The sequence below is a fragment of the Pseudomonas sp. MF08831 genome (genome assembly GCF_059862645.1).
In genome coordinates, this window is the sequence record NZ_JCBCUX010000013.1 from 152,466 (window position 1) to 168,236 (window position 15,771).

Genomic DNA, 15,771 nt, shown 5'->3' on the forward strand with positions numbered 1-15,771 from the left:
TTCTGGCACTGCAGGTTTCCTGTGGGCGCCGGCTTGTGTGGGAGCGGGCTTGCCGCGAATACGGTGTGTCAGTATCAGGTAGGTTGACTGACACACCGCTTTCGCGAGCAAGCCCACCCCCACATAAAGCCAGTTCCTATCGTTTGGTTAGTGTTTGGCTTTGCAACGGCGCATCAGGTGGTACGCCGCGGGGATGACGAACAGGGAGAGCAACGGCGCGGTGAGCATGCCGCCGATCATTGGCGCGGCGATGCGGCTCATGACTTCGCTGCCAGTGCCGTCGCCCAATAGAATCGGGAGCAAGCCGGCAATGATGACCGCCACGGTCATGGCTTTGGGGCGCACTCGCAGTACGGCGCCTTCGGTGATGGCTGCCAGCAGGTCACCGTCCTTGCGCTCGGCCCAGGCGTTTTTCAGGTAGAGCAGCATGATCACGCCGAACTCCGCCGACACGCCCGCCAACGCGATAAAGCCCACGCCCGTGGCCACCGACAGGTTGAAGCCCAGCCCGTACAGCAACCATACGCCGCCGGTCAGTGCGAACGGCAACGTCCCGAGAATCAACAGGGCCTCATCCGTACGACGGAAGGTCAGGTAGAGCAGCACAAAAATGATCAGCACAGTCGCCGGCACGACCAGTTTCAGACGTTGATTGGCGCGTTCAAGAAATTCGAACTGCCCCGAATAACTGAGGCTCATGCCCGGCTGCAACTGCACTTGCCGGTTGATCGCCTCACGCAGATCCTTCACCACCGACGCCAGGTCACGGTCGCGCACGTCGATGTAGACCCAGCCGGAAGGCCGCGCGTTTTCACTTTTGAGCATTGGCGGCCCGTCACTGATCTTGAGCCTGGCCACCGTGCCAAGCGTGATCTGACTGCCTTGCGGCGTGTAGATCGGCAGGGTTTCCAAGGCCGTTACCGAGTCGCGCCATTCCCGCGGATACCGCAGGCTGATGGGGAAACGCGCCAGGCCTTCCACGGTCTCGCCAATGGTTTCGCCGCCAATCGCCCCTGACACGATCGACTGCACATCGGCAATGTTCAGCCCGTACTGCGCGGCGGCCCCACGGTCGATGTCCACGTCGATGTAGCGCCCGCCGGTCAGCCTTTCAGCCAGCGCCGAACTCACCCCCGGCACACCTTTGGCGACCTTCTCGACAGCCTGGGTCACGGCATCGATCTGCATCAGGCTGGAACCTGCCACCTTCACGCCAATCGGGCTTTTTACCCCGGTGGCGAGCATGTCGATGCGGTTGCGAATCGGCGCAATCCAGATATTGGTCAAGCCTGGCACCTGCACCACGCGGTCCAGCTCTTTCACCAACTGTTGCGGGGTCATACCGGCGCGCCATTGGTTCCGGGGCTTGAACTCGACAGTGGTCTCGAACATCTCCAGCGGCGCCGGGTCGGTGGCGGTTTCGGCGCGGCCGGCCTTGCCGAACACATGGGCGACTTCCGGCACGCTTTTGATCAGGCGATCGGTGCGTTGCAGCAGTTCGCCCGCCGTCTGCGTCGACAGCCCCGGCAGCGCCGAAGGCATGTAGAGCAAGTCCCCCTCATCCAGCGGCGGCAAAAACTCGCCGCCCAGCTTCGACAGCGGCCACACCACGCTGGCGACCATCAGCAGCGCCACCAGCAAGGTCGCGCGCGGCCAGCGCAGCACCGCTTCGAGGGCCGGTTGATAGAGCTTGATCAACCCGCGATTGAGCGGGTTGCGCTGCTCGTCGGGGATGCGCCCGCGAATCCAGTAGCCCATCAATACCGGGATCAACGTCACCGATAACCCGGCCGCCGCCGCCATGGCGTAGGTCTTGGTGTAGGCCAGCGGGCCGAACAGCCGCCCTTCCTGGGCTTGCAAGGTAAACACCGGAATAAACGACAGGGTGATGATCAGCAGGCAGAAAAACAGCGCCGGCCCGACTTCTACCGCCGCCTGCGTCATCACCGTCCAATGCTCCTCACCTTTGAGATCGCGTCCGGGATTGGCGTGGTGCCAGGCTTCGATTTTCTTGTGGGCGTTTTCGATCATCACCACGGCCGCATCCACCATCGCGCCGATGGCTATCGCGATACCGCCCAGGGACATGATGTTGGCGTTGATCCCTTGGAAGCGCATGACGATAAACGCGATCAACACGCCCACCGGCAACGAGATGATCGCTACCAGCGAGGAGCGCAGGTGCCACAGGAATATCCCGCACACCAGCGCCACCACCAGGAATTCCTCGAGCAGTTTGTGGCTGAGGTTATCCACGGCGCGGTCGATCAGTGTGCTGCGGTCGTAGGTGGTGACGATCTCTACGCCAGGCGGCAGGCTGCTTTTCAACTGCTCCAGCTTGGTTTTCACCGCAGCAATGGCCTCACGCGCATTTTTACCGCTGCGCAGGATCACCACGCCGCCGACCGCCTCGCCTGCGCCGTCGAGTTCACTGATACCCCGACGCAGGTCCGGGCCGAGTTGAATCGTGGCCACATCGCCGAGGGTCACCGGCACATTGTTGCGGTCGAGACGCAGTGGAATGGCGCGAAAATCATTGAGCGTTTTCAGGTAACCGGACGCGCGCACCATGTATTCGGATTCACCCAGGTTCAGCACCGAGCCACCGGTTTCCTGGTTGGCCTTGCCGACAGCGTCCGCCACTTGGGCCTGGGTGATGCCGCGACTGGCCATGGCCTGCGGGTCAAGCTGCACCTGGTATTGCTTGACCTGGCCGCCAATGGTCGCCACCTCTGCCACATTCGGCAGGGTCTTGAGCTCGAATTTGAGGAACCAATCCTGCAAGGCGCGCAATTGCGCCAAGTCGTGCTGGCCGGTGCGGTCAACCAGCGCGTATTGGTAGATCCAGCCAACGCCGGTGGCGTCCGGCCCCAGCGACGGCTTGGCCGACGCCGGCAGCCGTGCCTGCAATTGGCTGAGGTATTCCAACACCCGCGACCGCGCCCAATACAGGTCGGTGCCTTCGTCGAACAGCACGTACACGTAGCTGTCGCCAAAGAAAGAAAAGCCACGCACGGTCCTGGCGCCCGGCACCGAGAGCATGGTGGTGGTCATCGGGTAAGTGACCTGGTTTTCCACGATCTGCGGCGCCTGGCCCGGGTACGGCGTGCGGATGATCACCTGCACATCCGAAAGGTCCGGCAATGCGTCGACCGGCGTGTTCTGCAGCGCCCAAACGCCCCATGCGGTGATGAACAGTGTGGCGAGCAACACCAGAAACCGGTTGGCCACCGACCAGCGAATCAAAAGCGCGATCATGGCCGGGCTCCCGGTTGCATGCTCATTTCAGACGTGTCGGACGCTGGCGCTATTAACCCGCGTAAACTGGCTTCAGAGTCCAGCAGAAATTGCCCGGACGCGACCACCTGCTGACCTTCCTGCAAGCCACTGCGGATTACGGTCTGGTCCTGGTTCTCGGCCCCCACCTCGACTTCCAGCGGTCGATAATGCCCGCCCTCCTCGGCCAGCATCACCAGCACACGCTTGCCGGTGCGAATCAGGGCTTCGCTGGGCACCTGCAACACCGCTTGCCCGCTGGTTTGCGCCAGGCGCACCTGGGCGGTCATGCCAGGGCGCAAGCTGCCGTCGCGGTTGGGCAGTTCGACGCGAACCTGCACGGTGCGACTGTCCAGGGCGTTGGCCGGCAAGATCGCACTGAGGGTGCCGTTGATGGCCTCGCCCGGCAAACCGGCAAAGTGCGCCACCACGCGTTGCCCCACGGCTAACGCCGCGCCTTGCGCCTGCGGCACGGCGACCTGCAACCACACCTGCTCCAGGCCATTGACCCGCGCCAGGGTTTGCCCGGCTACCACGGTCATGCCGTCGCGCACCTCCAGGGTCTGCAGCGCGCCGCTCAAGGGCGTGGTGACGGTCATCACTGATTGCACCCGGCCACTGCGCTCCATCTGCGAGATCAGCCCGGCAGGCATGCCACTCAGGCGCAGACGCTGGCGGGCGGCCGCCAACAGGCCACTGTCAGCGCTGCGACGCAGCGCGAGGAACTCTTCCTGGGCGGCGGCCCACTCGGGCACCAGGATGTCTACCAACGGCGCGCCGGCCTTGAGCACATCACCTGGCGCTCGCGCATACACACGCTCGACGAAACCACCGGCCCGGGCCTGCACCACTGCCACATCACGCTCGTTGAAGGCCAGAATGCCCGACACATCCAGCGAGGACGTCATCACGCCACGGGTGACTGTGGCAAGGCGCACGCCGATGGTCTGAGCCTGGCGCGGATCGATCTGCAGCGTTGGGGTATCCGCTGCGGCGCCCTCGGCGTAGCGCGGCACCAATTGCATGTCCATGAAAGGCGACTTGCCGGGCTTGTCGAACTTCTGCTGCGGGTACATCGGGTCGTACCAGTACAACGCGTGCTTGTCGTCGCTGACAGGCGCCAAAGTTGCGGGGTGCAACTGCGCCAATCCGTAGCCCGCACCCAGGCCGAGCAACAACACCGCGGCTGCGATTCGATTATTCATGCGTGGGCTCCCCGTAGGCGAAGTACAGCTGCGCGCCGACCAGGGCACGCTGTTCGATGGCATCGATCTGTTTGAAACGGGCTTGAACCAGTTCCCGGCGGGCGCTGACCACGCTGATCAAATCGCCTTTGCCCGCGCGATAACCGGCCAGGCTCAGGGCGACCTTCTCTTCGGCCAGCGGCACGAGGCTGTCCTGACTGCGTTGCACGGCGCGGTCCAGGCGCTGGTAAACCGCCAGGTCGTCATCCAGCCTCTGGGTATGTTCACGGGTGGCAGCTTCGCGTTCGGCATCCAGTTGATCGAGTTCGGCCAGCCTGGCGGCAATGCCCGGGTTCTGGCGGCGACTGGGGAAGATCGGCAGATCAACGCTCAATTGCAGGCTGACCATGTCGCCGTATTCACGGCCGCGGTGCTGGTAGTCCACCTCCCAACTCCAATCCGACGTTTTCTGCGCCTTGGCTTCCTGCAAGCGCGCTTGGGCTTCGCGCGTGCGCGGCACGAAGGCTTGCAACTCGGGATGCTGATGCAGGTTGTGGCTGTAGCCGCGGTTGTCGATGTGCCAGTTGGGCAATTGCCCGCTGGGTGCTTCGTTGGCGGCTGCGCCGATCCAGCGCTTGAGGGCGGCGCGGGCCTGGGTGCGCTGTTGGGTCAATTCGTCTTCGCGCTCGGCCAGCTCGGCGGCTTCCTGTCGGGGGATCACCGTATCGGCGGCCTGCCCGCGGCCACCGGCCAATTGCGCCCGCACACTGTCTTGCAGCAGGCGATTGTTTTCGTAGAAGTCCGCGAACAAGGCCTGCTTGCGCTCCACCGCGTAGGCGCGAATCCACGCCTGCGCCGTGGCCTGGCGCACGTTGAGGCGCTCGATTTGCCCTTCGGCCGCCGTGCGCTGCACCGTGGCATCCGCCAGCTCAACTCGGGCCTTGCGCTTGTCGCGGCTGGGCACCTGTTGCTGGAGGCCGACCATCTGATCGGTCATGTCGTCGCCATACAAGGTGCCGCGATTGGGCCCGCCGACGGGAAAATTCTGCAGGCCTACCAGCAGTTTCGGGTCGGGCAGTTCACCGGCCGGGATGGCGGCTTGCGTTGCCGCTTGCAGCCTGGCCGATTCGGCGCTCAGGGACGGCGCGTTGTTCTGCGCCAGGCGCAGGGCGTCATCCAGGGTCAACGCAGAGGCAAGCGCCGGCCATGTCAGCACGCCCACCACCAGGGCGCGTCTGTAGAGGGAATTCATCGTCAAGATTCCTGATCTGTTGCACTGCGTGCCGCTTTACGCGGCCCACAGCAAGGCCATCCCGAATACGGGATGAAGCTTGAGGTTCAACAGAAATCAGTAACGGGGTGGGCGCCAGACGCCGGACGGCGTGCGGTCGGGGATGAAATCAGAAGTGAGGCTGGCCGTCAGCGGATGGGCCAGGGTCAGGGGTGCCTTGAGCACCGGCATCGACAGTTGCAGCAGGCCGCCGGTCTTGCACTCCTGCCCCGGTTTGCAGGCTTTGCCAGGGTTGGCAGCGTCCTGGCAGCAGTCCGGGGCCATGTCCGACATCATCTGCATGTCGGACATTTTCATCGGGCACGGCTCGGTGCTCGACGGCACACCCGCCATCCCGGTCAGGGGAAGCGTGAGGCTTAACAGCATGACCAGGATTAAACGCAGAAGACGGCTCATGGGGCGCGAGTCTAGCCAAGCGCGGGTTAAGCCGCTATTAACAATTGCGTGAGCACTCGGCCGTGATAGCGAATCTGCGCCAGGGTCAGCGCGGTGTAGCCGATGATCACCGCCGGCGGCAAGCTCGCCGCGACGCAGAACTTGCCCAGTGGCTGCAAGGTCAGCCCGGCGGCGGCGGCGCGAGTGCAAAATTCGGCTTCCTCGACGCCGCTTGGCAGCCACAGCACAAAGTGCAGCCCGGCTTGCTGGCCGCTCACCGGGTATTCGTCCGGCAGGCAGCCGAGCAGCGCATCGCGGCGCGCCTGATAAGCCTGGCGCGAAGCCCGCAGGTGCCGCACAAACGCGCCGCTGGCGAGAAACTCCACCAGCCCCAACTGATCCGTCGCGCCCACCGAATGCCCGGTGAGTTGCAGGGTGCGCAGCAACGCGGGGCGCAACGCCTTGGGCACCACCATGAAACCCACGCGCAGGCCGGGGAACAGGTTCTTGTTGAAACTGCCGCAGTAGATCACCCGGTCGCCGGAATCCAGGGCTTTGAGCGCCGCCAGTGGTGCGCTGTTGTAGTTGTATTCACTGTCGTAGTCGTCTTCGATCACCCAGGCGTCGGCGCGGGCGGCCCAATCCAGCAGCGCCAGGCGGCGTGACACCGACAGGGTCATGCCCAGCGGCGCCTGATGCGCCGGTGTCACATAGGCCAGGCGCGCCGTGTCGGGGAGCTGCGCGGTATCAAGGCCTTCGGCTGTCACCGGGACCGGCACGACCTGCGCACCGGCCAGGCTGAACAGACGGCGTGCCGGTGTATAACCGGGGTCTTCCACGCACGCGGTGTCACCGGGTTTGAGCAGCGTGCGCGCAATCAGGTCCAGGCCATGGCGAATACCGGTGGTAACAATGATTTCGTCCGCCTCGCAGTGCATGCCGCGATAACTGCGCACGTAGTCGGCGATCTGTTCACGCAACGCGGGCAAGCCGCCCGGGTGGGCGGCCTCCAATACCCCTGGCCCCGCAGACAGCAAGCCTCGGGAGATGCACCGCGCCCAGGTTTTGAGGTCGAACAGGCTGGCGTCCGGGCGTCGCGCGACAAAAGGGACGTGGCTTTGCACGCCCGCGTCGGGCTGATCCGGTATGGCCGCGCGGCGTGGACCTGCGCTGAGCGCCGGCGCCGCAATGAATTGCTCGGGGATCACCGCGCTGACGCGCGTGCCCGAACCCGCCACGCGCTGCACGTAACCTTCACTGTGCAAGCGCTCGAACGCCGCTTCAAGCGTGCCGCGCGACACCAGCCAGCGTTCGGCCAGGCTGCGGGTCGACGGCAAGCGGCTGCCGGCGGGCAATTGCCGATTCAGGATGGCGGCGCGCAATGCGTCGTAGGCGCCCTGCTGCTTGCCGGCGTCCAGGCTATCGGGGCGCGGCAGGTCCAGGTGGGCGGCGGCTTTTCCTCGGCTCATAGTGGTCCATTGGTTAGAGGCACAAGTGGCCCTGAGGATTAAACCACATCCCCGCTAGAGTTCGAACTCTACTCCCTGCGAAGAAGCTTCCCATGACGCAACGCACCCTCTCCTCCGGGTTCTGGCTGGTGCTACTGACCGTACTCATCGGCCTGCCACGTATCACCCTGGACATGCACCTGCCAGCCCTGCCGGCCATGGCCGACGACTTCCACGCCAGCGACAGCCAGTTGCAGCTGACCCTCACGCTGTACGCCCTGGGCTCGGCCATTTCGTTGCTGGTCAGCGGCCCGTTGACCGACCGCTTCGGGCGCCGCCCGGTGCTGCTGAGCGGGTTGTGTGTGTACGCGGTCGCCACCGTGGCCTGCGCGCTGGCCGACAGCATTGGTGTGCTGATCGTCGCCCGCCTGTTCCAGGCACTGGGCGGCTGCTGCACCACGGTCATCGGCCGGGTGATCGTGCGCGATTACTTCGCCCGCGATGAACAGGCACGCCTGCTTGGCCTGATCTCCATGGCCATGGCGATTTCGCCGATGGCCGCACCGGTGCTGGGCAGCCTGATGCTGCCGTTCATCCATTGGCGCGGCCTGTTCATCGTATTGGCCGTGATCGGCGTGGCGCTGTGCCTGGTGGTGTTTCGCCGGCTGCCGGAAACCCGTCCACCGGAAGTCGCCGCCGCCCCGCCGAGCAACCTGCTGCGCCTCTACGGCCAGTTGCTGCGCGACCGTTACTTTCTGCGGTACTCCCTGGCGATCGGCTGCGTGTACAGCACGTATTTCCCATTTATCAGCGAGTCGTCGGCTCTGCTGCAACGCGGCTTTCACTTGTCTGCCACGGCCTACGCGCTGGTGTTTGCCGCGACGATCAGTGGCTACATGCTCGGCGCCAACCTGTTCCGCCGACTCGTGCTGCGCGTTGAAGCCGATCATTTGATCAATGCCGCCATCGGCTTGAATGTACTGGGTTGCGTGATGCTCGCAGGGGCCACGGTCGCCCTGCCGCAGGCCTGGCTGGCGATTGTGCTGCCGATGGTGGTGATCATGGTGTCGGTGGGAATGGTGATTCCGGCCTGCCAGCTGTCGGTGTTGCAGCCTTACGGCGCGATTGCCGGGACGGCGTCGGGGTTGTTCTTCTTTATCCAGATGTTCCTGACGGCCGTGAGCAGTTGGGCCACCGGGTGGCTGTCGGATGGCACCTCGCAACCCCTGGTGATCATGACGTCAGTGGCGAGCGCATTGCTGATTGCAGGTTGGTGGGCCTTGCAACAAAAAGCCGCGCCTGTGGGTCAGGCGCGGCTTGGGTGAAGCGCGATCAGGATCAGTGCATGAAGATCGCGATCAGAATGATGACCGGGATAGGCACACCGAGGAACCAAAGCAGTAATGAGCGCATGTTGTTCTCCTTGATTAACGAACGTAGTTTTCAGTTTCGACGTACACCACGGCGTCACGACGACGACCGCCGAAGGTGGCAGCGAAGCTGGCAAAGAAGGCACCGATCAACAGCGCAATGAAGGTCCACAGCGAGGTGTAGGCAGCCACTTTGGCGGCAGTGTCGGCAGCTTGCTTGGCTTTGACCTTGGCGTCTTCGATGGCTTTGCGGGCATCGCCGTACACCTTGTCGATACGCGCTTCGGCGTCAGCCTGGCTGAGGTTGGTGCGCTGGCTGACCAACTGAGCGAGGTAGGTACGGTCTTCAGGGGCCAGTTGGCCATCGTTGCTCAGGGTGCGAGTGAAGATGCGCGCTACAACGCCATGCACGGCGTCATCGCTGACGGCGGCTGGGCGATCATCGCGAAACAGGCTGTCGACGTAGTAGTCAAAGTCGCCGCTGTTGGCGCCTTTGGCTGCACTGCCGGCCGCCTGAGTCAGGCCACTGGCGGCGCTCGAGGCGACACCGGCGCCGGCTTTAACGCCGCCGCTGACCACACTGCTCACCGAGCCGACGACCAGTACCGCGGTCACCAGCGTAGCGACTGCCCAAGCGAGGAAACCATGGGCGGTGTCGCGAAAGTACACCTCGTCACCGTGCATGTTGGCCCACTTCACACGCAAGCGGCCGGCAATGTAGCCGCCCAGGCCCGAAGCGACGATCTGGGTGAACGCCAGCCAGACAATTGTGGAAATGCCAAGCCCCTTGGCGCTGATACCGCTGTCGGCCCACGGCGACACCGCCGAAAAGCCCAGTCCGAAGCCCAGCAGCACCAGGATCAGCGACAGTGCGGCCGCCGCAGCGGCCCCGGCGAAAATCGCCCCCCAGGAAACCCCAGAGTGCGAGCTCGATTCTTGCAGCGTGGATGACGATGTGATCATTGTTGTTTTGCTCCCGGCAGGAAAAATAGTGTTACAACTCTCAAAAGGGACAGTGCAGGCACCATGCCAGCCGGGCGAAAAAATAAATCCGTTATATTTCAAGAAGATACAAAAATTGAACTAACTTAAACCATGCAAGTTGCAAGAAATGATCGAAAACAGCGTGCTTTATGCAATCCCCCAACGCCCACGGCCCGTGTGGGCGCTGGCCGGCATGAAAGTTGTGTCAGTTTTGCCAAGATGAAGTTTAATTTAGGAAGCGTTCAGGCATTTCTTGGCAAAATGCCCCCACTTCTAGTGTGAATCGCTCACCAGGTAATCCTATGACCCGTATTTTGACCATCGAGGATGACGCCGTTACAGCCCGCGAGATCGTCGCCGAGCTGAGTAGCCATGGACTGGATGTAGATTGGGTGGACAACGGCCGTGAAGGCCTGGTCCGCGCTGTGAGTGGTGATTACGATCTGATCACCCTCGACCGTATGCTGCCGGAACTCGATGGCCTGGCCATCGTCACGACCCTGCGCACCATTGGGGTGTCGACGCCGATCCTGATGATCAGCGCCCTCTCCGATGTCGACGAGCGGGTACGCGGCCTGCGGGCCGGCGGCGATGACTACCTGACCAAGCCGTTTGCGTCCGACGAAATGGCCGCCCGCGTCGAAGTGCTGCTGCGGCGCAAAAGCACGGTCAAGGAGTTCGAAACCGCCCTGCGCGTGGCCGACCTCGAACTGAACCTGATCAGCCGCGAAGCCAGCCGCGCCGATCAGCCGTTGAGCCTGCTGCCCACCGAATACAAACTGCTCGAATTCCTGATGCGCAATACCGGGCAGATCCTCTCGCGAATGATGATCTTCGAAGAAGTCTGGGGTTATCACTTCGACCCGGGCACCAACCTGATCGACGTGCACATCGGTCGCCTGCGCAAAAAAATCGACCCGCCGGGCCTCACGCCGCTGATCCGCACGGTACGAGGTTCCGGTTATGTCATTGCTGAACCCCTCTAAAGGCTGGCGCTCCTCCAGCAGCCGCTTGCTGGCGCTTTACAGTTCGTTGTTCGTGGCCTGGAGCTGCATCCTCATGGGGGTGCTGTATTACGAGGTCTCGGGTTACCTGGGTGACCTGTCGCGTCACTCGCTGATGCAGCGCCAGCACCTGTTTCAACGCTTCGACGGTGAAGAACTGGTGGAAGCCCTCACCACCAGCATGACCTTCGACATGAAAGGCGTGGACGCCTACGGCCTGTTCGATGAGCAGTTTCGCCCTTTAAGCGGGCCGATCCGCGCAGTGCCACCGGACCTGCCGCTGGACGGCAAGATCCACGCCCTGGCCAACTGTGTCGACTCCGACGACCCTAAATTGCCCAAGGACAGCTGCGATGCAGTGGCCACCCACACCGAAGACGGCCGCTGGCTGGTACTCGTGCGCGCCAACGGTTCACTGTTTGGCGTGACCCGGATCATCTGGCATGCGCTGCTGTGGGCACTCTCCCTGACGATTATCCCCGGTGCTGCCGGTTGGCATTTGTTACGCCGTCGCCCGCTGCGGCGCATCCGCGGCATACAGGCCAGCGCCGAGGCCATCGTCGCCGGTGACCTGACGCACCGCCTGCCGTTGTCTGACCGACGCGACGAACTGGACATGCTCGCCGCCATCGTCAACGCCATGCTCGACCGCATCGAGAAGCTGATGAACGAGGTCAAGGGCGTGTGCGACAACATCGCCCACGACCTGCGCACGCCGCTGACGCGCTTGCGCGCGCAGCTTTACCGCATCAAACAAGAGGCAGAGGAAAACTCCGTCTACGCAGTGAAACTGGACGATGCGATTGCCGAAACCGATACGCTGATGGCGCGCTTTCGCGGGCTGTTGCGCATCTCGGAGCTGGAAGACCACCAGCGCCGTTCGGGTTTCCTGGTGATGGACCCGCTGCCGCTGTTGCGCGAACTGCATGACTTTTACCTGCCCCTGGCGGAAGAAGGCGAATTGCAGCTGCGCCTCGAAGTGCCCGACTCGCTGCCGTGGATCACCGGCGACCGCGCACTGTTGTTCGAAGCCTTGGCCAATCTGTTGAGCAACTCGATCAAGTTCTCGCCACCCAACGGTGAGGTGATCCTGCGTGGCGTCAATGATGCCGGCAGCACGCGTATCGAAGTGCACGACTCCGGCCCGGGCATTCCGGCCGCGGAGCGTGACGCAGTATTCCAGCGCTTCTACCGCGTGGATGAAAGCGACCAGCAAGGCGGGTTCGGGTTGGGCTTGTCGATTGTGGCGGCGATCATCAACCTGCATGGGTTCAAGTTGGAAGTCGGCAACAGCCAATGCGGGGGTGCATGCCTGCTGCTGGAGTGTCGGCAGCAATTGATGCCTGAAGCCTGAAGAAAACCCCGGTCAAAAAATGTGGGAGCGGGCTTGCTCGCGAATGCAGTGTGTCAGTCGACAGATTCATCGACTGACCCACCGCTTTCGCGAGCAAGCCCGCTCCCACATTGGGCCTGTGGGGCCTGGCAGATCAAGCCGGGAAGTTGGCGCGCAGCGCCTCAAGCCCACCGCTGTACACGCCGGTGAACAACTCCTCCACCGCCGCGTCCGTGGTCCCCGCCGCCGGGGTGAACACGCCGGACCACGTCACTTTCGCCGACGCATCGGTCAACGCCTCAACCTGCAACGTCGCCAGGTAAGCACTCACCGGAAACGGCGACTGCTCGATGGTGTAGCTGTAAGTGCGTGCCACGTTATCAAAGCTCTGCAAGCGCTCGACCACCACACCGCCGTCCGCGGTTTGCAAGTGACGCACACGCCCGCCGTCGCTCGCCTCGCTTTTGACGATAAACGGCAGCCAATCGGGCAGCGTGTTAAAGCCGCCAATCAATTGCCAGACCTGATCGGCCGAAACCGGAACCTCAATCACAGAAGAAGCTGTCGCCACAATAAATACTCCAAAAAAATGACAGGAATTCAGATCGCCATGCTGTCGACAACACCACCGTCGACGCGCAATGCGGCGCCCGTGGTTGCAGAAGACAAGGGTGAAGCAATGTACGCCACCAGGTTGGCCACTTCATCCACATTTGCCGCGCGCTGGATGATCGAAGTGGGCCGCGCATTGCGCACAAACACGTCCGCCTCTTCCCGCGCACTGCGCCCGGACTTGGCGGTGGCGTCTTTGAGCATCTGCTCCAGGCCGTCGGTAAAGGTCGGCCCCGGCAGCACCGCATTGACCGTCACACCGGTGCCGGCCAGACGCTTCGCCAAACCATGGGAGACCGCCAGGTTGGCACTTTTGGTCACGCCGTAGTTGATCATGTCCGCCGGCGTTGCCACCCCGGACTCCGAAGACAGGAAGATCACCCGCCCCCAGCCCTGCTCAACCATGCCCGGCACATAATGGCGCGCCAGGCGCACGCCGGAGATCACATTGACCTCGTAGAAGCGCGTCCACTCGCTGTCCGGTGCGTCGAAGAAATCCACATCGTTGAAGATGCCCAGGTTGTTGACCAGGATGTCGGCGCGCGGTTCGGCAGCGAACAATTTTTCGGCACCTTCAGCTGTGCCGAGGTCCGCTACCAGCCCGCGCAGGTCAGCGTTCGGCACCGCCTGGCGAATGCTGTTCAGGGCGTCATCGACCTTGCCCGCGTCCCGTCCGATCACCACCACGGTGGCGCCGGATGCCGCCAGCGCCTGGCTGATGCCCAGGCCAATCCCCGCTGTGCTGCCGCTGACGATGGCTACTTTGCCGCTCACATCAATTTTCATGGTTGAATCCTCGGGTTAAAGCGGCAGAGGTGCGCGGGCCGAAATCAGCTGTGCGTCGCGCAAGGCCTGCCAGAAGGCTGCCGGAATCTTCTCTGACAACGCCGCGACGTCTTCGGCAATCCGCCCCGGACGACTGGCACCGGGAATCACTGCGGCCACCGCCGGGTGGGCCAGGGAGAATTGCAGCGCTGCGGCTTTCACACTCACGCCAAACGCCTGGGCAATCGCTTTGATCTGCTCGACCTTGCTGATAATCGCCGGGCTGGCCTTCTGGTATTCGAAGTGCGCACCGCCCGCCAGGATGCCCGAGCTGTAGGGCCCACCGACGACGATTTCGACGTTCTGCGCCAGTGCGGCATCCATCAGGCGTTGCAGGGCACGCTCGTGGTCCAGCAGCGTGTAGCGGCCGGCCAACAGGAAACCGTCGGGCTGCGCTTCGGTCAGGTCAAGGGTCAGCTCGCACGGCTCGACGCGGTTCACGCCCAGGCCCCAGGCTTTGATCACGCCTTCTTCACGCAAGCGGGTCAGCACTTTGAAGGCGCCGGTGCGGGCCTGGTTGAAGTAGTCCAGCCACTGGTCGCCGTAGAAATCCTGGGCGATGTCGTGAATCCACACGATGTCCAGACGGTCGGTCTGCAGGCGCTTCAGGCTGTCTTCGATAGAGCGCAGGGTGGCGTCGGCGCTGTAGTCGTTGAGCATCTTGTTCGGGCGGCCATGTTCGAACACACCGCTTTTTTCGCCGAGGTCGCGGGCGCTTTCTTCGACTTCGTCGAGAATCACGCGGCCGACTTTGGTGCTGAGCACGAAGTCATCGCGGTTGTACTGCGACAAGGCTTGGCCCAGGCGGATTTCCGACAGCCCCGAGCCGTAGAACGGCGCGGTGTCGAAATAACGCACGCCGCTGTTCCAGGCGGCCTCGACGGTGGCCTGGGCTTCGTCTTCGGGAATGGCGCGGAACATGTTGCCCAGCGGTGCGGTGCCAAAGCCCAGTTGGCCGGGCAGTTTGTCTTTCAAGCTCATGGTGGATCCTCAATCGGGTTCAGGGTCGCTGTGACCGTTGAGCAGATCCTAGATTGCATAGATCGGACCGTCCAAGACATACTGCGACCAACTTGAGTCCTGCGAGGTCTTACATGATTGATCTGCGCCAATTGCGCTACTTCGAAGTCGTTGCCGAAGAAGAACACGTCGGCCGCGCCGCCGAACGGTTGCACATCTCCCAGTCGCCCTTGAGCCGGCAGATCGCCCAGCTCGAAGAGCGTTTGGGCCTGACGCTGTTCGAACGCAGCCAGCAGCGCATCCGCTTGACGCGCGACGGCCAGACGTTTCTGGCCGAAACCAAGGCGCTGTTGACCCACGCCAATCGCCTGGAATCCCTGGGCAAACGCCTGGGCCGCGGTGAAGAAGGCGGTTTGTGCATCGGCTATATCGAAAACGCCATGCACGCCGGTGTGCTGCCCAACGCCTTGCGCGTGTTGAGAGACGACCGCCCCACCGTGCATATCAAGCTGTACAACTTGCCGTCGCTCGAACAGCTCGAAGGCCTGCGCCAGCGCAGCCTGGATATCGCCCTGGTCAGCGAGCCACCGGCCGCCGATGACCCGGACCTGACCGCGTTGCAAGTGCTGGACGACCCCATGCTGCTGGCCCTGCCTGAGCATCATCCGCTGGCCAAACACAACGAACTGCTGCCCGAACATCTGGCCGATCAGGAATGGATTGGCGTGCAACGCAAAGCCGGCGCCAACCCTGCCGATGATTTCGTCGCGGCCTGCATTCGGGCCGGTTTTACCCCGCAAATCCCGATGGAAGCCAGCGAGCCGTTCACCGCATTGGGCCTGGTGGCCTCGGGCTTGGGCGTGGCGATGGTGCAAAAAGGCTTGAGCCGCAATGCCCCGCCCGGCGTGGTGTTGCGCGAGCTGCCGTGGATGACCTACACCACACCGTTGTGGGCGGCGTGGCATCGGGTCAACCTGCGCCCGCTGGTGGAAACCTTCCGCAAAGTGCTCACCGAACCCGAAGGCTGACAATGCCTTGAAGGTGGGAGCGGGCTTGCTCGCGAACGCGGTGGGTCAGCAGCACATGCATCACCTGACACCCTGTTTTGG

The 15,771-nt window shown here is 63.2% G+C and carries 13 protein-coding genes; 4 read left to right on the forward strand and 9 right to left on the reverse strand.

Annotation, left to right across the window (positions count from 1 at the left end):
* Nucleotides 1-147 precede the first annotated feature (147 nt).
* The 5 genes from AC19YS_RS24160 to pdxR all read right to left on the reverse strand — a co-directional run bounded on the left by AC19YS_RS24160 (nt 148) and on the right by pdxR (nt 7,595).
* Complete coding sequence (locus tag AC19YS_RS24160; RefSeq protein ID WP_500602782.1) at nt 148-3,258, reverse strand: efflux RND transporter permease subunit; 3,111 nt, start codon at nt 3,256-3,258, stop codon at nt 148-150.
* Nucleotides 3,255-4,481, reverse strand: a complete 1,227-nt coding sequence (locus tag AC19YS_RS24165; RefSeq protein WP_500602783.1) for an efflux RND transporter periplasmic adaptor subunit — start codon at nt 4,479-4,481, stop codon at nt 3,255-3,257. The genes AC19YS_RS24160 and AC19YS_RS24165 overlap by 4 nt, the downstream gene beginning before the upstream one ends.
* The gene (locus tag AC19YS_RS24170) at nt 4,474-5,712 is read right to left on the reverse strand and encodes a TolC family protein (protein ID WP_500602784.1); all 1,239 of its coding nucleotides are present in this window, start codon (nt 5,710-5,712) and stop codon (nt 4,474-4,476) included. The genes AC19YS_RS24165 and AC19YS_RS24170 overlap by 8 nt, the downstream gene beginning before the upstream one ends.
* Nucleotides 5,713-5,808: 96 nt before the next feature.
* Nucleotides 5,809-6,147, reverse strand: a complete 339-nt coding sequence (locus AC19YS_RS24175; protein ID WP_214248260.1) for a hypothetical protein — start codon at nt 6,145-6,147, stop codon at nt 5,809-5,811.
* A gap of 26 nt (nt 6,148-6,173) precedes the next feature.
* Entirely contained in the window at nt 6,174-7,595 is a 1,422-nt protein-coding gene (gene pdxR, locus AC19YS_RS24180; protein WP_500602785.1) for a MocR-like pyridoxine biosynthesis transcription factor PdxR, read from the reverse strand.
* Between the two features lie 92 nt (nt 7,596-7,687).
* Here pdxR and AC19YS_RS24185 point away from each other — a divergent pair, with 92 nt between their 5' ends.
* Nucleotides 7,688-8,899, forward strand: coding sequence for a multidrug effflux MFS transporter (locus tag AC19YS_RS24185; RefSeq protein WP_500602786.1), 1,212 nt, complete (start codon nt 7,688-7,690; stop codon nt 8,897-8,899).
* A gap of 102 nt (nt 8,900-9,001) precedes the next feature.
* Here the strand turns inward: AC19YS_RS24185 and AC19YS_RS24190 are convergent, their stop codons facing one another.
* A complete protein-coding gene (locus AC19YS_RS24190; protein ID WP_500602787.1) occupies nt 9,002-9,907 on the reverse strand; it encodes a hypothetical protein in 906 nt (301 codons plus the stop codon).
* A 323-nt stretch (nt 9,908-10,230) separates the two neighbouring features.
* Between AC19YS_RS24190 and AC19YS_RS24195 the strand changes: the two genes are divergently transcribed.
* Both AC19YS_RS24195 and AC19YS_RS24200 read left to right on the forward strand, forming a co-directional pair.
* Nucleotides 10,231-10,914: a response regulator transcription factor gene (locus tag AC19YS_RS24195; protein ID WP_010564812.1), complete on the forward strand. Its 684-nt coding sequence runs from the start codon at nt 10,231-10,233 to the stop codon at nt 10,912-10,914.
* On the forward strand, nt 10,892-12,286 hold the full coding sequence (locus AC19YS_RS24200) for a sensor histidine kinase (RefSeq protein WP_106580302.1): 1,395 nt from the start codon (nt 10,892-10,894) through the stop codon (nt 12,284-12,286). The genes AC19YS_RS24195 and AC19YS_RS24200 overlap by 23 nt, the downstream gene beginning before the upstream one ends.
* A gap of 133 nt (nt 12,287-12,419) precedes the next feature.
* On the opposite strand, the gene AC19YS_RS24205 is transcribed toward AC19YS_RS24200, so the two are convergent.
* From AC19YS_RS24205 to AC19YS_RS24215, 3 genes are read right to left on the reverse strand one after another with little or no spacing between them, the layout of a single operon-like run.
* Complete coding sequence (locus AC19YS_RS24205; RefSeq protein WP_119741650.1) at nt 12,420-12,836, reverse strand: SRPBCC family protein; 417 nt, start codon at nt 12,834-12,836, stop codon at nt 12,420-12,422.
* A 29-nt stretch (nt 12,837-12,865) separates the two neighbouring features.
* Nucleotides 12,866-13,663 (reverse strand): SDR family NAD(P)-dependent oxidoreductase, encoded by a 798-nt coding sequence (locus tag AC19YS_RS24210; protein WP_500602788.1) that lies wholly within the window; start codon nt 13,661-13,663, stop codon nt 12,866-12,868.
* Between the two features lie 15 nt (nt 13,664-13,678).
* A complete protein-coding gene (locus AC19YS_RS24215; RefSeq protein WP_169366485.1) occupies nt 13,679-14,683 on the reverse strand; it encodes an aldo/keto reductase in 1,005 nt (334 codons plus the stop codon).
* 113 nt (nt 14,684-14,796) lie between these two features.
* Between AC19YS_RS24215 and AC19YS_RS24220 the strand changes: the two genes are divergently transcribed.
* On the forward strand, nt 14,797-15,690 hold the full coding sequence (locus tag AC19YS_RS24220; RefSeq protein WP_106580306.1) for a LysR substrate-binding domain-containing protein: 894 nt from the start codon (nt 14,797-14,799) through the stop codon (nt 15,688-15,690).
* The last annotated feature ends 81 nt before the right edge of the window (nt 15,691-15,771 follow it).